Origin of the sequence: Oceanobacillus sp. CFH 90083 (assembly GCF_009389585.1) — a bacterium.
Taxonomy (GTDB): domain Bacteria; phylum Bacillota; class Bacilli; order Bacillales; family Amphibacillaceae; genus Oceanobacillus.
The window spans coordinates 1-22,697 of record NZ_VIYG01000005.1 but is presented as its reverse complement, the minus strand read 5'-3'; the positions used below and the strand labels follow the sequence as shown (position 1 = coordinate 22,697).

Annotated in this window: 27 protein-coding genes and 1 riboswitch; of the genes, 20 read left to right on the top strand and 7 right to left on the bottom strand. The window is 39.2% G+C overall.

Annotated features, from left to right (window positions below):
- Window positions 1-29: 29 nt before the first annotated feature.
- Window positions 30-1,973, top strand: coding sequence for an LTA synthase family protein (locus tag FLK20_RS08830; protein ID WP_152656216.1), 1,944 nt, complete (start codon window positions 30-32; stop codon window positions 1,971-1,973).
- Between the two features lie 74 nt (window positions 1,974-2,047).
- Here the strand turns inward: FLK20_RS08830 and FLK20_RS08825 are convergent, their stop codons facing one another.
- Complete coding sequence (locus FLK20_RS08825) at window positions 2,048-2,251, bottom strand: YqzE family protein (RefSeq protein WP_152656215.1); 204 nt, start codon at window positions 2,249-2,251, stop codon at window positions 2,048-2,050.
- 154 nt (window positions 2,252-2,405) lie between these two features.
- Between FLK20_RS08825 and comGA the strand changes: the two genes are divergently transcribed.
- The 9 genes from comGA to FLK20_RS08780 all read left to right on the top strand — a co-directional run bounded on the left by comGA (window position 2,406) and on the right by FLK20_RS08780 (window position 6,785).
- Window positions 2,406-3,404, top strand: coding sequence for a competence type IV pilus ATPase ComGA (comGA, locus tag FLK20_RS08820; protein WP_152656214.1), 999 nt, complete (start codon window positions 2,406-2,408; stop codon window positions 3,402-3,404).
- Window positions 3,373-4,413, top strand: a complete 1,041-nt coding sequence (locus FLK20_RS08815) for a type II secretion system F family protein (RefSeq protein WP_152656213.1) — start codon at window positions 3,373-3,375, stop codon at window positions 4,411-4,413. The genes comGA and FLK20_RS08815 overlap by 32 nt, the downstream gene beginning before the upstream one ends.
- 12 nt (window positions 4,414-4,425) lie before the next feature.
- Window positions 4,426-4,731 carry a competence type IV pilus major pilin ComGC gene (gene comGC, locus FLK20_RS08810; RefSeq protein ID WP_152656212.1) on the top strand — a complete coding sequence of 102 codons (306 nt, stop codon included), beginning with the start codon at window positions 4,426-4,428 and terminating at the stop codon, window positions 4,729-4,731.
- Window positions 4,718-5,149, top strand: coding sequence for a competence type IV pilus minor pilin ComGD (gene comGD, locus FLK20_RS08805; protein WP_152656211.1), 432 nt, complete (start codon window positions 4,718-4,720; stop codon window positions 5,147-5,149). The genes comGC and comGD overlap by 14 nt, the downstream gene beginning before the upstream one ends.
- The gene (locus FLK20_RS08800; RefSeq protein WP_152656210.1) at window positions 5,133-5,471 is read left to right on the top strand and encodes a hypothetical protein; all 339 of its coding nucleotides are present in this window, start codon (window positions 5,133-5,135) and stop codon (window positions 5,469-5,471) included. The genes comGD and FLK20_RS08800 overlap by 17 nt, the downstream gene beginning before the upstream one ends.
- The gene (gene comGF / locus FLK20_RS08795) at window positions 5,422-5,889 is read left to right on the top strand and encodes a competence type IV pilus minor pilin ComGF (RefSeq protein ID WP_152656209.1); all 468 of its coding nucleotides are present in this window, start codon (window positions 5,422-5,424) and stop codon (window positions 5,887-5,889) included. Before FLK20_RS08800 ends, comGF begins: the two co-directional genes overlap by 50 nt.
- Window positions 5,861-6,244, top strand: a complete 384-nt coding sequence (locus tag FLK20_RS08790) for a hypothetical protein (RefSeq protein WP_152656208.1) — start codon at window positions 5,861-5,863, stop codon at window positions 6,242-6,244. Before comGF ends, FLK20_RS08790 begins: the two co-directional genes overlap by 29 nt.
- Before the next feature lies 1 nt (window position 6,245).
- The gene (locus FLK20_RS08785; RefSeq protein ID WP_152656207.1) at window positions 6,246-6,449 is read left to right on the top strand and encodes a hypothetical protein; all 204 of its coding nucleotides are present in this window, start codon (window positions 6,246-6,248) and stop codon (window positions 6,447-6,449) included.
- A 93-nt stretch (window positions 6,450-6,542) separates the two neighbouring features.
- Window positions 6,543-6,785, top strand: coding sequence for a DUF2626 domain-containing protein (locus FLK20_RS08780; protein ID WP_040985302.1), 243 nt, complete (start codon window positions 6,543-6,545; stop codon window positions 6,783-6,785).
- Window positions 6,786-6,837: 52 nt separating this feature from the next.
- Here the strand turns inward: FLK20_RS08780 and FLK20_RS08775 are convergent, their stop codons facing one another.
- Window positions 6,838-7,467, bottom strand: a complete 630-nt coding sequence (locus tag FLK20_RS08775; RefSeq protein ID WP_152656206.1) for an MBL fold metallo-hydrolase — start codon at window positions 7,465-7,467, stop codon at window positions 6,838-6,840.
- 142 nt (window positions 7,468-7,609) lie between these two features.
- On the opposite strand from FLK20_RS08775, the gene FLK20_RS08770 reads away from it, so the two are divergent.
- Window positions 7,610-7,783 (top strand): DUF2759 family protein, encoded by a 174-nt coding sequence (locus FLK20_RS08770; RefSeq protein ID WP_152656205.1) that lies wholly within the window; start codon window positions 7,610-7,612, stop codon window positions 7,781-7,783.
- Between the two features lie 123 nt (window positions 7,784-7,906).
- Here the strand turns inward: FLK20_RS08770 and FLK20_RS08765 are convergent, their stop codons facing one another.
- On the bottom strand, window positions 7,907-8,689 hold the full coding sequence (locus FLK20_RS08765) for a YqhG family protein (RefSeq protein ID WP_152656204.1): 783 nt from the start codon (window positions 8,687-8,689) through the stop codon (window positions 7,907-7,909).
- Window positions 8,673-10,337, bottom strand: coding sequence for a DEAD/DEAH box helicase (locus tag FLK20_RS08760; RefSeq protein WP_152656203.1), 1,665 nt, complete (start codon window positions 10,335-10,337; stop codon window positions 8,673-8,675). Before FLK20_RS08760 ends, FLK20_RS08765 begins: the two co-directional genes overlap by 17 nt.
- 161 nt (window positions 10,338-10,498) lie before the next feature.
- A riboswitch (glycine riboswitch) is annotated at window positions 10,499-10,588 on the top strand.
- A 245-nt stretch (window positions 10,589-10,833) separates the two neighbouring features.
- On the opposite strand from FLK20_RS08760, the gene gcvT reads away from it, so the two are divergent.
- The 3 genes from gcvT to gcvPB are packed head-to-tail and all read left to right on the top strand — an operon-like array spanning window position 10,834 to window position 14,768.
- A complete protein-coding gene (gene gcvT, locus FLK20_RS08755; RefSeq protein ID WP_152656202.1) occupies window positions 10,834-11,943 on the top strand; it encodes a glycine cleavage system aminomethyltransferase GcvT in 1,110 nt (369 codons plus the stop codon).
- A 13-nt stretch (window positions 11,944-11,956) separates the two neighbouring features.
- Window positions 11,957-13,306 (top strand): aminomethyl-transferring glycine dehydrogenase subunit GcvPA, encoded by a 1,350-nt coding sequence (gene gcvPA / locus FLK20_RS08750; protein WP_152656201.1) that lies wholly within the window; start codon window positions 11,957-11,959, stop codon window positions 13,304-13,306.
- Complete coding sequence (gene gcvPB / locus FLK20_RS08745) at window positions 13,299-14,768, top strand: aminomethyl-transferring glycine dehydrogenase subunit GcvPB (RefSeq protein ID WP_152656200.1); 1,470 nt, start codon at window positions 13,299-13,301, stop codon at window positions 14,766-14,768. Before gcvPA ends, gcvPB begins: the two co-directional genes overlap by 8 nt.
- A 77-nt stretch (window positions 14,769-14,845) precedes the next feature.
- Here gcvPB and FLK20_RS08740 read toward each other — a convergent pair whose 3' ends face one another.
- On the bottom strand, window positions 14,846-15,220 hold the full coding sequence (locus tag FLK20_RS08740; protein WP_152656199.1) for a rhodanese-like domain-containing protein: 375 nt from the start codon (window positions 15,218-15,220) through the stop codon (window positions 14,846-14,848).
- 330 nt (window positions 15,221-15,550) lie between these two features.
- On the opposite strand from FLK20_RS08740, the gene FLK20_RS08735 reads away from it, so the two are divergent.
- Entirely contained in the window at window positions 15,551-18,115 is a 2,565-nt protein-coding gene (locus FLK20_RS08735; RefSeq protein WP_152656198.1) for a vitamin B12-dependent ribonucleotide reductase, read from the top strand.
- Window positions 18,116-18,155: 40 nt separating this feature from the next.
- Here the strand turns inward: FLK20_RS08735 and FLK20_RS21600 are convergent, their stop codons facing one another.
- Window positions 18,156-18,293 carry a hypothetical protein gene (locus tag FLK20_RS21600; protein ID WP_194165582.1) on the bottom strand — a complete coding sequence of 46 codons (138 nt, stop codon included), beginning with the start codon at window positions 18,291-18,293 and terminating at the stop codon, window positions 18,156-18,158.
- A gap of 254 nt (window positions 18,294-18,547) precedes the next feature.
- On the opposite strand from FLK20_RS21600, the gene mntR reads away from it, so the two are divergent.
- Window positions 18,548-18,967, top strand: a complete 420-nt coding sequence (mntR, locus tag FLK20_RS08730) for a transcriptional regulator MntR (protein WP_152656197.1) — start codon at window positions 18,548-18,550, stop codon at window positions 18,965-18,967.
- 152 nt (window positions 18,968-19,119) lie between these two features.
- On the opposite strand, the gene cspD is transcribed toward mntR, so the two are convergent.
- On the bottom strand, window positions 19,120-19,320 hold the full coding sequence (gene cspD, locus FLK20_RS08725; RefSeq protein ID WP_077603415.1) for a cold-shock protein CspD: 201 nt from the start codon (window positions 19,318-19,320) through the stop codon (window positions 19,120-19,122).
- Window positions 19,321-19,672: 352 nt separating this feature from the next.
- Between cspD and FLK20_RS08720 the strand changes: the two genes are divergently transcribed.
- The 4 genes from FLK20_RS08720 (at window position 19,673) to FLK20_RS08705 (ending at window position 22,614) form a co-directional block, all read left to right on the top strand.
- On the top strand, window positions 19,673-20,002 hold the full coding sequence (locus tag FLK20_RS08720; protein ID WP_152656196.1) for a CotD family spore coat protein: 330 nt from the start codon (window positions 19,673-19,675) through the stop codon (window positions 20,000-20,002).
- 115 nt (window positions 20,003-20,117) lie between these two features.
- Window positions 20,118-20,687 carry an SLOG family protein gene (locus FLK20_RS08715; RefSeq protein WP_152656195.1) on the top strand — a complete coding sequence of 190 codons (570 nt, stop codon included), beginning with the start codon at window positions 20,118-20,120 and terminating at the stop codon, window positions 20,685-20,687.
- Window positions 20,688-20,737: 50 nt separating this feature from the next.
- Complete coding sequence (locus FLK20_RS08710; RefSeq protein WP_152656194.1) at window positions 20,738-21,406, top strand: SIMPL domain-containing protein; 669 nt, start codon at window positions 20,738-20,740, stop codon at window positions 21,404-21,406.
- A gap of 704 nt (window positions 21,407-22,110) precedes the next feature.
- Entirely contained in the window at window positions 22,111-22,614 is a 504-nt protein-coding gene (locus FLK20_RS08705) for a GNAT family N-acetyltransferase (protein ID WP_152656193.1), read from the top strand.
- The last annotated feature ends 83 nt before the right edge of the window (window positions 22,615-22,697 follow it).

Sequence of the window (22,697 nt, the reverse complement as noted above, 5' to 3'; positions counted from 1 at the left end):
CTGTTTTTATTATTTAGGGGAGGATATAAATGAAACGATTTAAAAAGCCAAAGATACCGCTTTATGTTATTGCGGCATTGCTACTTGGGCTGAAAACGTATATTGTCTACCGTTTTGTATTTAATATTGAACTCGATAACTCCATGCAGGAATTAATTTTATTTATTAATCCATTTGTGTCGGCATTTTTAATTCTGGCATTAGGAGTCTGGTTTAAAAAGTCTTCCAGACAAATGAAGTATATTCGGTATGCTATATTAGTAATGTCCCTGCTTGTTTGGGCCAACCTTGTATTCTATCGCCAATTTACAGATTTTATAACCATCCCGCAATTATTTATGGGAAGCAATATGACGGATCTGGGATCCAGTATCTTGACTTTAATTAAACCGTGGGATCTTTTTATATTTGCAGATGTTGCGATTGTCTGGTATTTAAGTAAGAAATATGAAGGAAATTTATCTGTACTGTATCCGAGGAGCGGCAAAGTCGGCGTTCTGGCATTTTCATTAGTTTTACTTGCAGGTAACTTTTTCTTAGCAGAAATGGAAAGACCGCAACTGTTTACCCGCGGTTTTGACCGTGAATATTTAGTTAAAAATATTGGTCTGTTTAACTACCACGTATATGATGTGGTTGTTCACTCTAAAAATGAATCACAGCGTGTTTTTGCAGATGGAAATGAAATTCCTGAGATGCAGGAATACGTACGCGAGAATATTGAGCATGAGCGCAGTGAAGCAATGCATGGCGTTGCCAAGGGTAAAAATATCATTTTCCTGAATGCCGAATCACTGCAGCATTTTGTGATGAATAGTGAAGTAAACGGGGAAGAGGTTACACCATTCCTTAATGAATTAGCTCAGGATGAAGACACGTATTACTTTGACAACTTCTATGAACAAACCGGTCAGGGGAATACATCTGATTCAGAGTTCTTAGTAGAAAACTCATTGTACCCGTTATCCCGTGGTGCTGTATTCTTTACACACGGAAATAATGATTATCATGCATTTCCGGAAATGATAAAAGAAGCTGGCTATACTTCTGCAGTATTGCATGCAAATAATAAAAGCTTCTGGAACCGGGATGCGATGTACAACAGCTTAAATATTGATGAATTCTATGGCGAAGAGTCTTATGACGTTACTCCGGAAAACTCAGTAGGATGGGGTCTGAAGGATAAACCGTTCTTTGAACAATCTATTCCTCTTCTGGAAGAATTGGAAGAGCCATTCTATTCAAAAATGATATTATTAACAAACCACTTCCCATTTGAATTGGATGAGGAAGATGCAACAATTGATAAGTTTGACTCGAATTCCAATACGTTAAATAGTTATATTCCGACTGTCCGTTATATGGATGAGGCAATCGAAGAATTCTTTGATGAACTGAAAGAGTCCGGTCTCTATGAAGACTCCATTATCATTATTATGGGTGACCACATTGGAATCAGTGCGAACCATAATAAAGCGATGGCACAGTATTTAGATCAGGAAGAGATTACACCTTATGATCAGGTTCAATTACAGCGTGTTCCATTATTCATTCATATTCCTGGAGACGGGAATGGAGAAGTGATTGATGAGGTTACCGGTCAAATTGACTTGAAACCAACGATGCTAAATATGCTTGGTGTCGATGCCGGCGAAGATATCTATTTCGGTAATGACTTATTCAGTGATGACAGAAAAGGCTATATAGCATTACGTAATGGTGATTTTGTCAGCGATGAATTTGTAAAAACTGCTGGTTCCTGCTATGATCGTGAAACAGGAGAACCAATGGATGAGATCGTTGAAGAAGAGACGGATTCAGAGGAAGAAGCAAATGAAGAGCTGGAGAAAGTGGAGAGTGCTTGCGATACTATTCAAGAAAAAGTAGATACAGAGCTTTCTTACTCTGACTCCATCATTTACGGAGATCTGTTCCGATTTGTTGACTTTGGAGATGAGGAAGAACAGGAATAAAAGGAACGATGCAGGTGTAATGCCTGTGTCGTTTTTTTATACAATACTGCGATTTGCAGGGCAGATGGTGAAAGCTAGCTGGATGGTTTCCGGCTGTTTTTTCTTTTACGATACCAGGACTGGACAGAAAAAGGAATAACTCCCAGCCATTTATTACTGTATAAGGGATTAGAAGCTTTCTGTTTTTTTTGCTTCCGCTCTGCTTTTTCTTCTGAAGATAAATGCATGTATTTTACCATTTCTTCTGTTAAAAAACGAATATAATCATTGCTCTTCATAGTTTATTCAACGCCCCTTTTAAAGACAACTTTATGTATAGCTTAAACAATTAAAAAAAATCTATTCTTTTTTTATAAAAAAGAAGGATAATTAAAAGAGATGTCGAACTGTATAGACTATGTCACAAATATTTTTTGCAGAGGAGGTGACTACATGAATCATGTCACCAAATTATCTGACGACCTCTTTCAGTCGGCGACAAAGCAGCAGGCCTCCGATATTCACTTCTATCCATACGAGCAGGAAACAGAAATCTATTTTCGTATCCATGGTAAACGTACCTTTATCCGCACCATTTTAACAAAGCAATACCAGCTTCTCAGAACATTTTTTAAATTCAGTGCCAATATGGATATTGGCGAAAACCGGAAGCCTCAGGCAGGTACAATGATTTGGAGTTTTGGATCAAAAGATTATGCGCTTCGTATCTCAACGCTTCCTCATTATCAGCAAGAAACGATAGCTATTCGAATTCTTCCTCAAAATGATACTTTACCGCTGGATTATTTGTTTCTTTTCCCTAATCAAATACAGCAAATGCGAAGATGGATGAATCATGATTCCGGGCTTATTTTAATAACTGGAGCTACTGGAAGCGGGAAATCATCGACTCTATATTCCTTGTTAGAAATGAAAATGAAGGAAAGGCCCTGCCAAATTATCTCCTTGGAAGACCCTATTGAAAGAAAAATAAAACAAATTTTGCAAGTTCAGATTAATGAACGTGCAGGTATTTCCTATCAGGCAGGCTTGAAAGCAGCTTTGCGTCATGACCCCGATATTTTGATGGTCGGGGAGATTCGGGATAGAGAAACCGCGCAATTTGCGGTTGAGGCTGCTTTAACCGGTCATCTCGTCTTAAGTACGCTGCATGCTAAAAATGCTATTGGTACTATTTTCCGATTAAAAGAGATGGGGATTAAAGCAGCCGACCTTCATCAGATTCTTATCGGCGTTGGAGCTTTACGCTTAATTCCGATTATGAGGAACAATAAACAGCAGCGGAGCGCTATCGGTGAGCTTATCGAGGGAGCTTACTTGACTGAAGCTATTGAGGGGACGCTGCAAGATTTACCAAAACAGCATCAATTTAAAAATCTGCAAAGAAAGGCATTTGCTTATGGCTTTACCGAAACGGTTTCGCTTCAATAATCATAAGATATCTATTACTACACAGCTGCAATTTCTACAAGTCCTGCAGCGTATGCTTTCCAGAGGTTTGACACTCATCCACGCTTTAGATACCATGAAATATTATGGTGAATTAGAGCCTGTCTCAAAGCAGGTTTTAAGACATTTGGAGACAGGAGACCATTTAGATGAAGCAATGGACAGAGCCGGTTTTCACCATTCTATTGTCTCTTACCTGTTTGTTGTACGGGAAAAAGCAAACATATATGAGCGGATTGAACATTGCTATCAATTATTTCAGCAGCGTGTTCACTACATTCGTAAATTCCAGCAAACCGTACGTTATCCACTTATATTACTCCTGATTTTCAGCGGGCTGATATTTTTTATTTATTCGCGCGTTATTCCTTCCTTTCAGCAGCTTATGTTCGGAGAGCTTCCGATTCTGCTGCAGGTCGTTATTTTCCTCTCTTCCTGGCTTGGCTATTCCATCCTTGTTCTTCTGATTCTATTTGGCTTTGGTCTGTTTATTTGGCTGGCTGTAAGAAAAAATATCTCTTTAGAAACAAAATTGACTCTATATAAAAGAATCCCTCTATACCGCTCTTATCAAAAGAGGCAAACATCCTTCCACTTTGCTGCTTTATACAGCTCTCTTTTACAAACCGGAATGCCTATGAAGGAATTATTGAATTACATGTCCAAACAGACAAAGCTTCCGATTATTTCTTATTACGCAAAGCAAATGCAATTAGAATATTTTAAAGGGCGTTCCATTCATGGCCTTTTAACGACGATGGAATTTTTAGAGAATCACCTGACGGATATTTTATCTTCTAATATCGATGCAAAAAGTCTGGCGAAGGACTTAGCTGTCTATGCGGATGTTTCGATTGATACTATGTATCAGCGGCTGCAAAAAAGAATTGTTTATATCCAGCCTATTTTTTTCTCGATTATTGGCGCATTTATCATATTTATCTATATTAGTCTGATGTCGCCGATGTTTGAATTAATGAATACGATGTAAAGGAGCCGTTTTATGTTAAAAGATCAAAGAGCTTTTACACTGATTGAAATGTTAATCGTCTTAATGGTTATCTCCGTAATAATGATTCTGATAATACCGAATCTGGGCAAGAAAACAGGAGATGTCCATTCAAAGGGCTGTGATGCATTAATTTCCGTTGTACAGGCCCAGGTAGATGCTTATCGTATTGACACAGGCAATTTACCTTCCAGTCTAAACCAGCTTGTCAGTGCTGATTATATCACTGAAGATCAACGGACATGCTCGAATGGAAATGAGCTTTCTATTTCTAATGGTGTTGTAAATGCTTCAAACTGAACGAGGATTTACTTTGATTGAAACATTGTTTGCGCTGTCTGTGTTGTCTATTATCCTCTTGCTTATGCCTAAGCTGCAGGTGGAGCAGATGGATAAATTAGAGCTTCAGCATTTTCTTGATACATTAGAAATGGATGTACTCTTTTTACAAAATACAAAGAGTACGCAGCAAATCAATGGAATATATTTTTTAAGGTTTTATCCTGATCACTACCGCATTTTGCTTAAGCACTCTACGCAAATTAAACGGGAATATCCGGCGCAATTTTCTCTAGAGACCTCTAATCCAAAAGATGTTGAATTTTACGCCGGCGGTGTTACCAGAAATCCGCAAACAATTCGGATAAGCCTTGCCGGGGAGCCGTACCGGATTGTATTTCCATTTGGGAAAGGCAGATATTATGTGGAAGAAAGATAAAGGCTTTACCTTATTTGAAACTTTAATTGCATCGCTGCTTCTATTCTCCATGCTTACTATACTTTTACCGCTTCTTTCCTTGATTGCAAGAGAACAGTACAATTCTATCGAAAGGGTACAAATTACAAGTAAATTATATGATGATTTACAGGAGGTTCTGATTGGCATGGCACCTTATCCGAATAAATATACACGAACCCCTTACCGGACATCGGCAGAATTCTCTTTTTCACTGGAGGGAGGGTACTTGAAGGGATGTGCAGAATGGACTAATGCCAAACAAAAAACAGAGACAAAATGTCTTTACGCGCTTATGGAGTAATACAAAAGGATTTACTCTCATTTCTATCCTTGTTGCTATGACAATTCTAGTGCTGACACTTCCTTTTGTATATTATGCTTTGTCTACGCTTCAGTTGAAGCAAGCGCATACGGAAGCCTTATCTGTACAACAGTTTTTTATTCAATTACATTATGAAATGATTTCTTCTACCTCTGCATATGTAGCTAATAATCAGTTGCACATCCGATTTATTGACCGAAATGACGGCAGTGAGAAAACAGCGCGTTTCAGTCAGTATAATAATGCTATACGAAGGCAGGTAAATAGATCCGGTCATGAGATTTATCTTCACCAGGTTTCTAATGTTATTTTTGAAGAACAAACCAATGCTATTTTTTTAACCATTACCAAAGAATCAGGTGAAGTTTATGAAAAAACAATTTACAATTATCCATAATCAGCAAGGATTTTTATTACTCCACGTTGTCTGGGTCATTCTTATTGTATTGCTTTCCCTGCATTTTTTGCTGTATCAATACCAGACTGGAAAAGTAATTGCCCATAACCAGTTGTTCCATATAGAGGTAGAGACACTTTTTCAAATGGCATATCAAAAATTCCGTGACGAAGTAGACACGGAAGAGATTTCTTTATCATATCAAGCTGTGTATGATTTTCCTCAGGGGCAGGTTACTGTAACGTTTCTGGAGGAAGCGAACAATACAGTGTATATCGTCTTTTCAATAAAACAAACAGGGGATGATCATGTTTATTTATTAGCCCGCCCGTATTCTCTAAAAGACAATAATTAAAATGAAATGGATTGATTTGTTATGGACTTCAGACAAACTATTTATTATCGGGGGATCTCTTTGTCAGTACGGATCAAAAAATTACTTACGGTTTTCAATGGGGGAAGTAATTGCAATGGTTTCCGGCAGGCGATTAATTATCGCTCCGGTCAGTCTTGGCTGTATCGGAAAAAACACGCAATCCGCTTTTTATGTGTCATGGTGACTTTTTGAACATCCTCTATAAGAATCGTTTACAATCCTTTCACGCTCGTATATAATAACTATGAGAACGTTACCTATAAAGGAGGGGGAAGACATGGACCGTATGTTTCGTGTTCTTGCCTTTTGGACAGGTATTTTTACAGTTATGTTTTATGTAGGTGACATGCTGAATACTGCACTATTATTCCTTGTTCAAACGGCGTTTTTCCTTACATTGAGTTACTTAAAGCTGTCTGAACGTATGTACATGTACTTATTTGGTGCATATTGTACGGTATTTATTGTTGGATATACTTGGTATTCTGAGTTTATCCTTGTACCTGGATTTGGACATTAAAAAGATGAAAAAGACCATCTGTGTTTTATACGGATGGTCTTTTTCACTGCTTTTATACTGGAAAAAAGGGGTTATTTTTCTTTTCATAGTCGATGGTTGTTGCAGGACCATGCCCGGGAAGAATGGTCAAATCTCCAGGCAAACGATATAACTTCTCCCTTATCGACTTCTCCAATGTATTTATATTACCTTCTGCTAAGTCAGTCCTGCCAATTCCCTGCTGAAACAGCACATCTCCACAGACCGCAAAATTGTCTTCCTTAAAAACAAAACTGACACTTCCCGGAGAATGACCGGGAGTATGCAAGATTTCTATGGAAAATCCGCCAATTTCTAATGATGCTTCTTTTAATTCTTTATCCGCCGCCAGAGCAGTAACTGTCTGACCCATTAATTTAGCTGAGCCATTTAGGGCGGGCTGATTTAGCCAAGACCATTCGTTTTTATGAAGGTAAACCGGTGCATTTGTAAATTCTCTGAGACTGTCCAAACCACCAATATGATCAAAATGTGCATGAGTAAGCAGGATTGCCTTTACATGAAGCTGATTATTTTCAATGGCTTCTATTATTTTTTCCGGTTCACCGCCAGGATCAATGACTAAAGCATCTTTCTCCTCTTCTTTATAAATAATATAACAATTTGCCTGAACCAGGCCGACTGGCATTGCGATAATTTCCATATTCCTCTCTCCATTCTTTTATAATAACTCGACAAACACTTGGAAATACTATAAAATATAAATAGCTTAACGATAATTACATAGTATTAAATACTGACATTTTACACAAGATTCGTTACGTTGAAAAGGAGGAAAATTTCGGATGAGCCATATTATATTAGGAATTATCTTTTTACTAGTTGCGTTATTAGCGGTCGTATCCGTGATTCGTCAGTTGAAGTATAAAAATATACTGGCGCTGTTGTTCTCTGCTCTAACTGCTGTTGTTTTTGGATTCTTTTCCATTGCGACTATTATTTCAGAAATTATAGGCTAAAAGAAGCTGCTCAAAAAGGGCTGGACTGTCGATATTCCAGCGAAAGAAAATCCGGACTTCCTTGAATTTTTCAGCAGAATTCAGGCAAGTCCGGATTTTTTCTTTTTGCTACTCAAGTATTGTTCAATTGGATGATGCTGTTAAATAAAAAATCCCGCCATTAATCACTTGAAAAGTAATCCTTGGTTTAAATCGCTTTTCCAGCGCTTCTAATTCCTCTAAGTACCTCGGATGGTCCAGTTCATCCTCATAAAAATGCTTTAATGTAGCTTTTTCTGTTTCTAATTGCTTTATAGAGGTAACAGCCCAGGCATTATCCTGATTTTGCACATGCTGCCGTAAAAGATTCTGGATACGGAGAAATCCGCTTTTTGGAGTGATCATCGGCGTCAGTGTATAACAATAATCTGAAATTGACCTATCCAGCGTCATGTTCTCTAAAAAGTCCATCATATTTGATGTCATATGACCATGGAGCAGCTGCAGGCCGACAGAAAATATCTCATCCTTATGCTGCACTCCAAGATAACTGATTTTTATATTAACGACTAACCAGGGATACAGAGGTGTGTTTTCCGATGTGCGAACTTGTTCAAATAACCTTGTATACCGCTCTTTTTCGATCAGTTTATTGATAATTTGATGAAGCCTTGGACTCCCAAAATGAATCCATTCACCAGGCTCGTTCGTTTTTTCTTTATCTGTAATCAGACGAAGTGTCTGAGGCTCGCCTTCCCGTCCGATTTTTTTAATGTAATGCCAGTAGAAAGGGCGGTTCATTAATTCCTTATCCATTTCTTCCGTAAGCTGAATATGAATTTGTCCCTGCTCCCTGGAAAGAATCGTACATTGCTTTGTTTCAAAATAGTTGGTCAGAAAATCGGATAAATCAATGTGCTGTTCCATCTTTATACTGCTCCTCTCTGTCGTATTCCATGTTTGTCTGATTAATCACAGATGTCAAATTATCCAGCTTTATACGAACTTCTCCAGCTGAAGTGGACTCCTGATAGATAGACTCTATTTCTTTTTCCATACTACCTACTTTTAACTCTGCTAAAATGGCATCTAAATGGCCAATGACATTCTCAAACAAATCAATTTTTTCATAAAGCATCGATAATATATGCTCCTCAATTGTCTGCTTCGTAACAAGGTTATAGATATGCACGTCCGATTCCTGGCCAAAACGGTGAATACGCCCGATCCGTTGTTCCAGACGCATTGGATTCCAGGGTAAATCGTAGTTAATCAGATGATGGCAAAATTGCAGGTTAATTCCTTCTCCGCCAGCCTCTGTAGCAATAAGAACCTGTGCATGATCTTTAAATAATTGCTTCATCCAATCCTTTTTTCCTCTTTTAAAGCCGCCGCGAAAAGGTACAGAGGAGATACCATGCTGCTGCAGATACCACTGCAGATAATACTGGGTAGCCCGATATTCTGTAAAAACAATAACTTTTTCACCATCTAGCGATTTAATCTGCTCGACCAATTTTTCAGCCTTTGGATGCTGCTCCAGCTGTTCAATATTTTCTACTATTTCCTGAATGGCTGCGGCATTCTCATGAGCCCCTAATTTGACCAGTGATGTAAAGCAAGCTTCTCTTGAGGAGCAGAATTCACGTAAGTAGGTAATTTTAGCGAATGATGCCATCCCGAAGGACAGCGCCATTAATTGCTGGTAAACCTTCTCATAGCTATCTGGAAGCGACGTCCAAATAGTATGGATTTTTCTTTTGGAATTGTTTAAGCTCGTATCCTTTCTGGTATTGCGAACCATCACCTGCTGAACAAGCTTCTTGAGATAAGGATCCTGCTCCATTTTCTTACGATTCTTTCCGTATTTCTCTGTAAAACTTTTATAATTTCCTAAATGCCCGGGCTTTAAAAGACTGACAAGGTTAAATAATTCTAATAGCTTATTTTGAACAGGTGTAGCTGTTAATAAGAGACAATACTTTTTCTTTAACCCCTGTACAAACTGATAGTTTTTTGTTTGTTCATTTTTCAATTTATGAGCTTCATCCACCAGGATAAAATCATAATCTAAATCCAGGATTGCTTCCCGATGTGGAGAACGCTTGGCTGAATCAATAGAAGATATAATAATGGGGTTGTCCTCCCAGCTGTAATTTTTTCGATGAGCAATGGCGGGAATGAGAAATTTATCATTTAACTCTTTTTCCCATTGATTTACGAGAGAAGCCGGGACGAGAATCAATGCTTTTTTAACCAGACCTCTTACCATATACTCTTTTAAAACAAGACCTGCCTCAATCGTTTTTCCAAGCCCTACTTCGTCTGCTAAAATAGCCCGTCCATGCATCGTTTCAATCACTTGCTCAGCGGCTTGCAGCTGATGATCTAAAAAGTCCAGATGAGGCAGGTATTCCAATGCCTGCAGTCCCCGGAAAGAAGGCCGTTTTGTCACATTTGCAGCCTGATAGGCCATACGGAAAAGCTTCCAATTAGTTAAATCGCTTTCATCATGAAAAGCTGATTCTAAGTCATTTATAAATTGATTATCCTGCTGAATTTGAATAGAATCCATATATTCGATTCACATCCTTTTAATAAAATATGGTTTTATCAATTACTTTTTTAAATAGATATGATATACTTTTGTCAAATAGATTTTCCTGCTAACATATACATAGAAATACGTGTTATACATCCTTTAGTATAACCAACATGAATATATTCAATCAGCGGATGAATACAAGGGGAGAGCTTACAGTAAATGTAACGCCGAAGGAGCAAGTTAAGAGCGAATCTCTCAGGCAAAAAGACTCTTGTAGGACGCTACTCTGGAGAGTGTTTCTGAGTTTTCAAAGCTTAGAAGCCACCCACGAAGCAAGTATTCTCATTTATCGCAGTGCTATGAAACATCCTGCTATTTGTGAATACGCAACTTTCTGGTTTGAGGACAGAGACTTCTTTTAGGAGGAGTCTCTATTTTTGTGTTAAAAATGAATTTTTTTGTTTCACCAGCAGATTTTAAGAGGATGTTCATGCACTTTAACCAACCTTAAAAAGGAGAGAATTAGATGACTGAATTAAAACGTACCCCGGTCTTCCCAGCTTATGAAAAGGATGCCAAAACGATTGATTTCGGTGGATGGGATTTACCTGTTCAGTTTTCAAGCATTAAAGAAGAGCACGAGGCGGTTCGGACAAAAGCCGGTCTGTTCGATGTATCACATATGGGAGAGATTCTGGTAAGCGGTCCGGAAAGTGCTCACTTTTTACAGGCTGCATTAACAAACGATATAACAAAGCTTGTCCCAAATAAAGCACAATATACGATAATGTGCTATGAAAATGGCGGAACAGTCGATGATTTAATTGTTTATATGCTTGATAAAGATGAATACCTGCTTGTTGTCAATGCGGCTAATACAGAGAAAGATTTTGCATGGCTGCAGGTACAAAATAAATTTAACCCAAATGTCACGATAGAAAATATTTCGGAAAATTTCGCACAATTAGCTTTGCAAGGACCGAATGCAGAACAAATTTTACAAAAGATTACAGAGGAGCCGCTTAGCGATATCTCTTTCTTTCGTTTTAAAAAAAATATAGCAATCAAAGGGATTGGCGGTGAAGTGCTCATCTCAAGAACAGGATATACGGGTGAGGACGGCTTTGAAATTTACCTGGACGCTGAAGATGGCAAAGGTTTGTGGAATCTCCTGCTGGAAAAAGGGGAAGACGAAGGCATTCAACCGATTGGTTTAGGAGCACGCGATACTTTGCGGTTTGAGGCGAACCTTGCCTTATACGGTCAAGAGCTGACAGCTGATATTTCGCCGTTAGAAGCAGGCTTGGGCTTTGCCGTAAAGCTGAATAAGGAAGCGGATTTTATTGGGAAAGAAGCACTTAACCTGCAAGCAGATCATGGGACTGAAAGAAAGCTTGTCGGGATTGAAATGCTGGATAAGGGAATTCCAAGGCATGGCTACTCTGTGTACCGGGAAGAGGAAGAAATTGGTTTTGTGACGTCAGGTACGCAATCACCGACATTAAATAAAAATATTGGGCTGGCACTGATTCAATCAGACTTTGCAAAGATTGGAACAGAGGTGGAAGTCCAGATCCGAAAACGCCGTTTAAAAGCAAAAGTGGTGAAGACACCATTCTATCAACGCAATAAATAAGGGGGAGAAAAAGATGGAGTTCCGTTACTTACCAATGACAAATGAAGATAAACAAGACATGCTGGACGCAATAGGGGTTAAGGATACAGAATCGTTGTTTGCAGATATTCCAAGCAGTGTCCGCCTGCAGAAGGAAATGAATTTGAAAGCACCGGTCAATGAATATGCATTAACCAGGGAATTAACGATGATGGCAAATAAAAATACGTCGACGAAAGAGGTTGTCTCCTTTCTGGGAGCAGGTGTGTATGATCACTATATTCCTTCGATTGTTGACCATGTTATTTCAAAATCTGAATTTTATACGGCATATACACCGTATCAGCCGGAAATATCCCAAGGAGAATTACAGGCTATTTTTGAATTCCAGACGATGATTTCTGAGCTGACGGCTTTACCGGTAGCGAACTCTTCGATGTATGATGGGGGTACTGCTTTAGCAGAAGCAGTGAACTTAAGTGCAGCGCAGACCAAAAAAAAGAAAGTATTGGTATCCGGTGCAGTTCATCCTGAATATCAGCAGGTTATTCAAACGTATGCAAAAGGGCAGGAAGTAGAAATTATCCCGATTAAATTAAGTAATGGCAAAACCGACCTCAATCATTTAGAAGCATTATTGAATGATGATATCGCAGGCGTTGTTGTTCAATATCCAAACTTTTTTGGTCAGATTGAGCCGATGGAATCCATTCAAAAGCTGTTGGAAAATCAGAAGAAAACAATGCTGATTGTCTCCAGCAATCCGCTTGCTCTTGGCTACTTAACTCCACCGGGCGAATTTGGCGCAGATATTGTAACAGGTGATACGCAGGTGTTTGGCATTCCAGCTCAATTTGGCGGACCGCATTGCGGCTACTTTGCAACGAGTAAAAAATTAATGCGGAAAGTACCGGGACGTTTAGTCGGTCAGACAAAGGATGAAAATGGTGTCAGAGGCTATGTATTGACTTTACAGGCCCGTGAGCAGCATATCCGTCGTGATAAGGCAACATCAAATATCTGTTCGAATCAGGCGCTGAATGCATTAGCCAGCTCGGTCGCCATGAGCTCTATTGGTAAGCATGGCATACGGAAAATGGCGGAAATGAATATGCAGAAAGCCCGCTATGCGAAAAAGAAGTTCATAGAAAATGGTATTACTGTTGTGTATGAAGGATCTTTCTTCAATGAATTTGTCATCGAGCTAAAGCAGGATATTACAAAGGTAAACGCTGCTTTACTTGAAAAAGGCTTCCTTGGCGGTTTTGATTTAGGAAAGCTTGATCCGTCCTGCCAGGGGCAGATGCTTGTCGCTGTGACAGAACTCCGTACAAAACAAGAAATCGATCAACTAGCGAAAGAATTGGGGGATATACATGTCTGATAAAAATTTTCCATTATTATTTGAACGCAGTAAAGAAGGAAGAACGAGCTATAGCCTGCCAGCGTTAGAAATCGAACCCTTTGATCTGGAGGCAGAGTTAGAGGACGTTTATATCCGCAAAGAAGCCCCAAAGCTGCCTGAGGTAAGTGAATTGGATATTATCCGCCACTATACCGGACTTGCATCGCGAAATTATGGTGTGGATTCCGGATTTTATCCACTGGGCTCATGTACGATGAAATATAATCCCAAAATCAATGAAGACATTGCGCGTTTGGATGGATTCAGCCATATTCATCCCTACCAGGATCCAAGTACGGTACAGGGTGCTTTGGAAATGCTTTATGATTTACAGGAAGCTTTAAAGGAAATTACCGGCATGCACGAGGTTTCTCTGCAGTCAGCAGCGGGGGCGCAGGGAGAGTGGACTGCATTAATGATGATTCGGGCATTTCATGAAGCAAATGGAGATCACCATCGCACAAAAGTCATTGTACCGGATTCTGCCCATGGAACAAACCCGGCATCAGCAGCAGTAGCCGGTTTTGAAGCAGTAACGGTAAAATCAAATGAAGAGGGGATTGTGGATCTTGATGATTTGCAGCGGGTTGTCGGGGACGATACAGCTGCATTAATGCTTACTAATCCGAATACCCTGGGATTGTTTGAAAAGGATATTTTAGAAATGGCGGAAATTGTTCACGGAGCCGGCGGAAAGCTGTATTATGACGGTGCTAATTTAAATGCCATTATGGGCTATGTAAGACCGGGAGATATGGGATTTGATGCAGTACATTTAAATCTTCATAAGACATTTACAGGCCCGCATGGCGGCGGTGGACCGGGTTCAGGACCAGTTGGAGTCAGCGAAGAGCTTGCTGCCTATTTGCCGAAGCCGTTGATTGTGAAGGAAAATGACACATTTCGCTTTGAAAATGACAGAGCCCAATCGATTGGACGTGTCAAACCGTTTTATGGGAATTTCGGTATTAATCTGCGTGCCTATACGTATATTCGGACGATGGGAGCGGAAGGATTGAAAAAAGTCAGTGAATATGCCGTGTTAAATGCAAATTACATGATGCGCAAATTAGAAAAAGTATTTCAAATGCCTTATCCACAGCATTGTAAGCATGAATTTGTATTATCTGGAAGCATTCAGAAAAAACTGGGTGTCCGCACATTGGATATGGCAAAAAGACTGCTGGATTTTGATTTTCATCCGCCGACCATTTATTTCCCGTTGAATGTGGAGGAGGGCATGATGATTGAGCCGACAGAAACAGAGTCGAAAGAAACACTTGATGCCTTTATCGATGCAATGATTCAGATTGCAAAAGAGGTTGAAGAAAATCCAGAAATCGTCCAGGAAGCGCCGCATCATACGATTGTGAAACGAATGGATGAAGCCACAGCTGCCCGTAAACCGATTCTTCGTTATGAAGAAGAGGAATCGATATAATTAATAAGAAAAGCTGATTCAAGTTATTTGCTCTGGATCAGCTTTTCTTATTATCTATCTAATAGCAGACAAGAAGATTATTTTTTTGTTTTAATCTTTCCAGTCCATTTTTTAAATCCGCCTTTTAACTGATAAATATCCTCAAACCCTTTTTTATGCAGCAGCTGTGCGGCTCTTGCGGAACGGCTGCTCGTTTGACAATACAGGTATACAGGCTTGTCCTTTCGCATTTCAACAAGTCGTTGCTTCATTTGTGTCACTGGTATATTACGTGCTCCCAGAATATGACCTCTATCAAATTCCTGCGGCTCACGGACATCAATTAATTGAGCTTTGCGGTATCCTTCGACAAATTGATCCTCGGTCAGTACGTTTAAATAAGTGCGTTGTCTATAGAAGCGAAAAATTGTAATCGCAAGCAGAGCAACGAAAGCAATCAGTAAAAATGTCATTTTGTTTCCCCCGTCTATCTTTATATTCTACATCTTTATTATATGTGCAGTGATTTTATTTTTCAAAGTTTTTATTTGTAAAACGTCCATTTGTCATGAAAAATAAATTATCTGATAAGCTGCTGATGTCATGATGGATTAAAATAATTTTTTTGTTCACTTTAAGAGGATACGGAGGAAAAGCAATACTTTCATTTGAAAATTACCTCACCCTCAGATGATCCACTGTATATTGTGTCTAAATGACAGATTGGATACTATATATTGATTTTTGGAACGGTAATATGATAAAATAATACATAATCAATCGTAGGACAAGGAGCGATAACATTGACTATTCATTTAAAATCATTAAGACAAGTGAATATAGATACACTTAATGAAGATATAAAAAAATTCGAAGCTGTCCATCCAATTACAGAAGATATGCATATTACCCATCAGGGTGTGTCCAGGCTGGTTATGATGGACCGGTATGCTTTTAAAGATACGGAGAAAAAAACGTTAAAAAACGGTGATTTTGTCGTTCTGACTGTAAAAGCAGATCCTAAATTCCCGGCTCGGGGTCTAGGTTACATTATAGATATTAATTGGGAAGATAACAAGGCTGAAGTAGCTGTCGAACCAGATTATATTGGCGTATTAGATAACGAAGAAGAGAGAGAAAGCGGTGTGATTACACGTTCTCTGGATGTTATTGAGAAGCCTTTGGAAATTTATTATGAGCAAATTGCCAAAAGAAATGCGGCAGGACTTTCACAGGTCGAGGAAACCGAAGAAAGAAAAAGTGCATCCTATGAAGCTTTTTACAAGCAATTAGCCTCGCTGAGCTTTATTCCGGCAGGGCGTGTACTGTATGGGGCGGGTGCTGAAACAGATGTAACCTACTTTAATTGCTATGTGATGCCTTTTGTAAAGGATTCCCGTGAAGGAATTTCCGATCACCGTAAACAGGTGATGGAGATTATGTCACGCGGCGGCGGTGTCGGTACTAATGGCTCTACATTAAGACCGCGGAATGCATTAGCCAGAGGAGTTAATGGAAAATCTTCCGGCAGTGTGTCATGGCTGGATGATATCGCCAAGCTGACTAATCTGGTGGAGCAGGGCGGCTCCAGACGCGGAGCGCAGATGATTATGCTCGTTGATTCGCATCCGGATATTGTCGAATTTATTATTTCGAAAATGCAAAATCCGCGTATTTTACGTTATTTAATAGAAAATACAGAAGACGAGCAAATTAAGCAGCTGGCAAATGAAAAATTAAAATTTACACCGCTGACGGAAACTGAATTTGATTTATATCAGGGAATTGTCAATTATAAAGCAATACCTGGTCAGGGAGGATTTACAGACGCGGCAATGAAGAAGGCAACAGATCTGCTGCGTGATGGAGGGACCTACTCCGTGCACAACCCGGACTTCCTGACAGGAGCCAATATTTCTGTTTGTATTACCAGAGAATTTATGGAAGCTGTAGAAAAGGACAGCTATTATGAGCTTCGTTTCCCGGATGTAGAGAATTATACAGCAGAGGAAATGAAAGCTTATAATGAGCAGTGGCACGAGGTTGGTGATGTCCGTAAATGGGAAGAAATGGGCTATGGCGTTCGTGTTTACCGTACAGTCAAAGCAAAAGAACTGTGGAACTTAATCAATATTTGTGCAACGTACTCAGCAGAGCCGGGTATTTTCTTTATTGATAATGCCAATGATATGACAAACGCAACGAGCTATGGTCAGCAGGTTGTTGCAACCAATCCTTGCGGAGAGCAGCCGCTTGCACCATTCTCTGTCTGTAATTTGGCGGCGGTTAACCTTGCTGAAATGGCAGATAAGCGAACAAAAACTGTCAATATAGAAAAATTAAAAGACACAGTTAAGACTGGTGTACGTATGCAGGACAATGTGATTGATGCAACGCCGTACTTCCTGACTGAAAATAAAGAGCAGGCGTTAGGAGAAAGACGTGTCGGTTTAGGCGTTATGGGGCTGCATGATCTATTAATTTATTGTGAGACAGCTTATGGTTCAGAGGAAGGAAATCAGCTTGTTGATCAAGTGTTTGAAATTATGGCAACAACAGCTTACCGCACTTCCATTGAGTTGGCGAAAGAAAAAGGCAGCTTTCCGTTTTTAATCGGAGAAACAGAGGAAGAAACAAAGGCACTGCGTGAACGTTTTATCCAGACAGGTTATATGCAAAAGATGCCTGAGGATATTCGGAAAGGTGTACTGGAATACGGTATTCGCAACTCGCATCTGTTGACCGTAGCTCCTACTGGAAGCACGGGGACAATGGTCGGAGTTAGTACAGGACTTGAGCCATACTTCTCCTTCTCTTACTTTAGAAGCGGCCGGTTAGGAAAATTTATTGAAGTAAAAGCGGATATTGTAGAAGAATATTTACAAGAGCATCCGGAAGCAGCTGACAAGCCTTTGCCGGATTGGTTTGTTACTGCAATGGACTTAAGCCCGGAAGCACATGCGGATACACAATGTGTGATTCAGCGCTGGGTGGACAGCTCCATTTCCAAGACAGTGAATGCACCGAAAGGATATACCGTTGACCAGGTAGAAAGCGTATATCGCCGTCTTTATAACGGCGGAGCCAAAGGTGGTACAGTTTATGTGGATGGAAGCAGGGATTCGCAAGTACTAACCTTAAAAGCAGAGGATAATCAGGTAGGGGAGCAAACGGAATTATTCCCTCATGAAGAAAAAGACAGGAAGATTGTGCTGATGGACACCATTCAGGAGCTGGACAAAACAAAAGTAACAATAGGCTCCGAAGTAGGGGATACTTGTCCGGTCTGCCGGGAAGGAAGCGTGGAAGATATCGGCGGATGTAATACTTGTACGAGCTGTGGTGCGCAATTGAAATGCGGATTGTAAATAATAAAGAGAGCGGTTCTGAATCGCTCTCTTTATTATATTAATAATGTCCAAGCAAGCCCAATATTTCTCCTTTATAAACATTAAAATCAACATTCTTCACTGCATGAATCATTTCTTTTGATTTCCTTTTATGATAACTTTTATTTAACTTACTAATCTCAATAATTTTCTCCACTTTATCCCTCCTCATTCTGACATAAGTGTAGCAAGGCTCAAAAAGTGAACAACAATCTGTCGAAGGAAATAATCTCGGACTTCAGACGTATATCAATTGCCTTTTTGGATTGGCAAAAGGGTAATAGCTTGAGTTTTATGGGGAAATCAGCTATTATGGAAGTTGAAAAAAAGTTTCCTTTGATAAAAAAAATTAACGTTCTTATTGAAGGTGGTCGCGATCCCTCGTGGCAAAGCGCAGAAAGGAGCTTTTTTATGCCTACACCAAGCATGGAAGACTATATTGAAATTATTTATAATTTAATTGAAGCAAAAGGATATGCCAGAGTATCATCGATTGCAGAAGCATTAGAAGTCCATCCTTCCTCTGTTACGAAGATGGTACAGAAATTGGACAAGGACAATTATTTAGATTATGAAAAGTACCGTGGTTTTGTGTTAACGTCCAAGGGGAAGAAAATCGGCGAACGCCTCGTTTTCCGGCATGAGCTGTTAGAGGAGTTTCTGGAGTTAATTGGAGTGGACGAAGAGCATATATATAATGATGTTGAGGGGATTGAGCATCACCTCAGCTGGAATTCCATTGACAGGATAGCAGATGTGGTTGCTTATTTTAAAGAAGATACGCAGCGAAGAAATGATTTACAAAAAATAAATGAAACAAATAAAGCATAACCGGTTGTTCTGAGGAACGACTGGTTTTTCTGATTTTTAATCCATTGTCATGTATTTTGGCTAAGGTTTATTGAGTGCTTTCACCTTACTTTGTTATTAAATTTTATAAATAAAAAAGCTGATCAAAACTGATCAGCTTTTTTATCTGCTTATTAGCCTTTTACAACGTTAGCAGCTTGAGGTCCACGGTTACCTTCTTCGATATCGAAAGTTACTGTTTGACCTTCTTCTAAAGTTTTGAAACCATCGCCTTGGATTGCAGAGAAATGTACGAATACATCGTCTCCACCTTCTACTTCGATGAAACCGAAGCCTTTTTCAGCGTTAAACCATTTTACAGAACCTGTGTTCATTCTTTTACCTCCACGTGCATTTGTTGCACTGTTTATTACTATTTAGTTCAAAGTTAAATCTCAAGACGAAAGATCAATTCTTTATTGTATCCCATCCTGTGTTTCTAACGAATCTAAATAATTATCTATAGTATAGCACCTATGATAATAAAATGCCAACCTTTTTAGGAAAAAAGTTTCTTATTCTGTTTATTCACCGTATTTTCATCCTTGTTTAATACCCTTAAACTGCTAAAAGAGAGGTGTTTCTTGTTGTAATTAGAAAATCAAAAAGAAATTAGGTATCTGTCATATTCGACTTGTACGTTTATCACATACATTAAAAAGAGAGCAGAAAAAGGAGGAAGAAGCAATGCAGGGTAAGAGAGAATTTCATCCGCATCATTTGAATGAAAAAACCATTGTTCATCCGACCAGGCATCGATATGTTCATACGTCATCAGGATCCGTTGTCAATCATATTCATCCTGTGCATACAACCTATGTCCATCATCATATGGTAAAACATCCGCATTCTCCAGGTTATGAAAGAGAGGTAATTACGGGAAGACCGCCAATCGGTCCACACGCTCCATTTCGTCCTGGACCACTTGGCTTTCCAGGACAAATGCCGCCTGAACATACGAGAGGAATGAGAAGCTATCCAGGTATCCATCCGCATAGGAGACCTGGGGTGTGGTGAAAAAACAAAAGGGCAGTGCGTGCTGCCTTTTTATTTTTTCGGACAAGCTTTTAAAACAAGTATTCCTGCGTTATGATGAATATAATAAGCATAAGTGAAGAAAGAGGATATAACCGTGAAAATTTTACATGTAACAGGCTATAAGCCTACGGAATTAGGTATATTCAAAGAAAATGATCCAAGAATCACTTTTATTAAGACAGCTTTAGAAAAAAGATTGCGAACATTTATCGAAGAAGGATTAGAATGGGTCATTATTTCTGGACAAATGGGGATTGAGCTATGGACAGCCGATGTAATCATGGATTTAAAAGACGAATATGGTGTGCAAATAGGTGTTTTCCCGCCCTTTGAAAATCAGGATCAGCGTTGGCCGGACCCCATCAAGGAAAAATATGAAGAATTAATGATGACAGCAGACTTTTTCAAACCACTCTACAAAGGGGAATATCAAGGAGCTTATCAATTTCGGGCGAAGGATTTATGGTTGATCGATAAAAGTGATGCCGCTTTGCTCCTTGTCGATGATGAGTATCCCGGCAGTGTCAAATATTTTTATGATGCCACCAAACGGACAGCTAAGGAATACCCCATTTATACCATTAGCCCTCAGGATTTAGATGATATTGTACAGGAGCTGCAAATGCAGGATCCTAATTACTGGGATGAACCGGAGAATTATTGAATGGTCCAGCCTTCTCCGACATAGGATGGTATGAGGGGAGGGATATTCGAATGTACTATACTTACGGACTGCCTAATTACGGACATAGAATGCCGGAACGCCAGAATAATCAGGAGCGTGGAACAATTACTGTGACAGGTGTTGGTACCGTCATTGTTTCGCCAAGCATTGCGCGTATCCAATTAGTTGTCTCGACAACCAATATTTCTTTACAGGATGCCCAGGAAGAAAATGCGAGACGGATGAATCAGGTTCTTGGGGTTTTGCAGCAACTTGATGTTCCAAGGGAGCAAATTCAGACAACCAGCTTTTCAGCCAGGCCGGTATATAGTTATCACGATGGAAATCAAATATTACAAGGCTACGAGGTGCGGAATGAAATTACCATTGTTACAGATGATATGAACCGGATTGGAGAAATAATTGATCGTGTTACCGAAAATGGTGTGAATGAAGTTGTTTCGATTGAGTTTTCTGTAGATAACCCGGAAAATTTTTATATGGAAGCGCTGAGCTTTGCGCTTTCCGATGCAAAAAGAAAGGCGGAAAGCTTAGCAGAACAGCTGGGTGTTTCTTTAAATCCTGTTCCATTAAAGATAAATGAACAGACAACATCACCTGGTGTCGGTCCAGCACAGATCTTTAAAATGGTATCTACACCGATTGAACCGGGAAATCAATCGGTAGAAGCACGGCTGGAGGTAGTGTATCGGGTTTAGAAAAGTGGTTGCTGTAAAAAAGAAATACAAATCAAGTTTTAAAAACGGACTTGATTTGTATTTTTTCGTAATGAAGTATGAATATCTATAAAACATTCGTAAAATTAAGATTTATTTAATCGTTTTCTGGCAAAACAATATTAATCGGTATACGAAGATCATGCTATACTGGGTTGAGTACTAAAGCTTATTGGGTTTATTCTGCCCGTTTATTGCTGTTGCAGCAGGAGTGGAACGTGGTATTGATAGTTCAGAGACAGGGAAAGCAATTGTAAGAAATTTGATTGAAAAGGAGTCTGCACAGAAGAAAAGATAATGAAGATTACGCAGACATTCTGATGCAAAATTAACTTCATTTGGTTAAAGGAGAGGATAGTATATATCATAATGTGAGATTAGTAGAGAAAGATGATATTGCAGCTGTTCGGCGTAGTTGTTTATTAAAAGCTGGCATGATACATATGAAGAGATTATCCCCCGAAGCATTCAGGATAAATTTTTAAATAATCCTATCGTGAAAAAGTAATGGATCAGCGGATAGAAGGCTTTGCGAATTTTAGTCCAGTATCTTTAGAAGGAAACAGTACATTATATGCGATTTATTTATACCCGAATACACAAAGGAAAGGCATGGGACAGGGCTGTTAGAACATGCAATATAATGTAGGAACGACATTATAAATACTTTGAAGAGGAGATAAAAAATGATTGAATTACGAAAAATAACCGAGGATAACATAGATGAAGTAATAGCACTTGAGGTTGGAGAAAACCAGAAAGACTTTATAGCAACTACTAACCTCAGAAGCATTGCAGACGCATATGTGCTGAATGCAGACGGGATACCAGCCACGCCCTTTGCCATTTATGCCGATGGAGTTGCGGTGGGCTTTTTGATGTATGTTTATGATACGACGGATCATGAATCATTTCAAAATGAAGTTTTTTACGGGAAGAAGTGCTATTTCATTTGGCATTTTATGGTTGGAAAGAATTATCAGGGGAAAGGATATGGCAAGCTTGCCTTTGAAAAAATGTTGGCGGATATTGAAGCTATGCCATATGGGGAAGCAGAATATGTAGACCTCTTTTATCGAAAGAGCAATGTGATAGCTAAAAAATTATACGCTTCATTTGGTTTTGTAGATACAGGCATCATTCAGGATAATTCGGTACATGCGATTAAAAATCTGGATGGGAGAAGTTAAAGATGGTGTAATTTATAGGTGTAAACAAACAGAAAAAATTTTTCTGTTTGTTTTTTTAAATGTTTTTGAAAACCCCCTGCTAT

Bases quoted from the DNA above. Each gene is read 5' to 3' on its own strand.
- FLK20_RS08830 (WP_152656216.1), top strand. From the start codon at position 30: ATGAAACGATTTAAAAAGCCAAAGATACCGCTTTATGTTATTGCGGCA.
- FLK20_RS08825 (WP_152656215.1), bottom strand. From the start codon at position 2,251: ATGAAGAGCAATGATTATATTCGTTTTTTAACAGAAGAAATGGTAAAA.
- comGA (WP_152656214.1), top strand. From the start codon at position 2,406: ATGAATCATGTCACCAAATTATCTGACGACCTCTTTCAGTCGGCGACA.
- FLK20_RS08815 (WP_152656213.1), top strand. From the start codon at position 3,373: ATGGCTTTACCGAAACGGTTTCGCTTCAATAATCATAAGATATCTATT.
- comGC (WP_152656212.1), top strand. From the start codon at position 4,426: ATGTTAAAAGATCAAAGAGCTTTTACACTGATTGAAATGTTAATCGTC.
- comGD (WP_152656211.1), top strand. From the start codon at position 4,718: ATGCTTCAAACTGAACGAGGATTTACTTTGATTGAAACATTGTTTGCG.
- FLK20_RS08800 (WP_152656210.1), top strand. From the start codon at position 5,133: ATGTGGAAGAAAGATAAAGGCTTTACCTTATTTGAAACTTTAATTGCA.
- comGF (WP_152656209.1), top strand. From the start codon at position 5,422: ATGCCAAACAAAAAACAGAGACAAAATGTCTTTACGCGCTTATGGAGT.
- FLK20_RS08790 (WP_152656208.1), top strand. From the start codon at position 5,861: ATGAAAAAACAATTTACAATTATCCATAATCAGCAAGGATTTTTATTA.
- FLK20_RS08785 (WP_152656207.1), top strand. From the start codon at position 6,246: ATGAAATGGATTGATTTGTTATGGACTTCAGACAAACTATTTATTATC.
- FLK20_RS08780 (WP_040985302.1), top strand. From the start codon at position 6,543: ATGGACCGTATGTTTCGTGTTCTTGCCTTTTGGACAGGTATTTTTACA.
- FLK20_RS08775 (WP_152656206.1), bottom strand. From the start codon at position 7,467: ATGGAAATTATCGCAATGCCAGTCGGCCTGGTTCAGGCAAATTGTTAT.
- FLK20_RS08770 (WP_152656205.1), top strand. From the start codon at position 7,610: ATGAGCCATATTATATTAGGAATTATCTTTTTACTAGTTGCGTTATTA.
- FLK20_RS08765 (WP_152656204.1), bottom strand. From the start codon at position 8,689: ATGGAACAGCACATTGATTTATCCGATTTTCTGACCAACTATTTTGAA.
- FLK20_RS08760 (WP_152656203.1), bottom strand. From the start codon at position 10,337: ATGGATTCTATTCAAATTCAGCAGGATAATCAATTTATAAATGACTTA.
- gcvT (WP_152656202.1), top strand. From the start codon at position 10,834: ATGACTGAATTAAAACGTACCCCGGTCTTCCCAGCTTATGAAAAGGAT.
- gcvPA (WP_152656201.1), top strand. From the start codon at position 11,957: ATGGAGTTCCGTTACTTACCAATGACAAATGAAGATAAACAAGACATG.
- gcvPB (WP_152656200.1), top strand. From the start codon at position 13,299: ATGTCTGATAAAAATTTTCCATTATTATTTGAACGCAGTAAAGAAGGA.
- FLK20_RS08740 (WP_152656199.1), bottom strand. From the start codon at position 15,220: ATGACATTTTTACTGATTGCTTTCGTTGCTCTGCTTGCGATTACAATT.
- mntR (WP_152656197.1), top strand. From the start codon at position 18,548: ATGCCTACACCAAGCATGGAAGACTATATTGAAATTATTTATAATTTA.
- cspD (WP_077603415.1), bottom strand. From the start codon at position 19,320: ATGAACACAGGTTCTGTAAAATGGTTTAACGCTGAAAAAGGCTTCGGT.
- FLK20_RS08720 (WP_152656196.1), top strand. From the start codon at position 19,673: ATGCAGGGTAAGAGAGAATTTCATCCGCATCATTTGAATGAAAAAACC.
- FLK20_RS08710 (WP_152656194.1), top strand. From the start codon at position 20,738: ATGTACTATACTTACGGACTGCCTAATTACGGACATAGAATGCCGGAA.
- FLK20_RS08705 (WP_152656193.1), top strand. From the start codon at position 22,111: ATGATTGAATTACGAAAAATAACCGAGGATAACATAGATGAAGTAATA.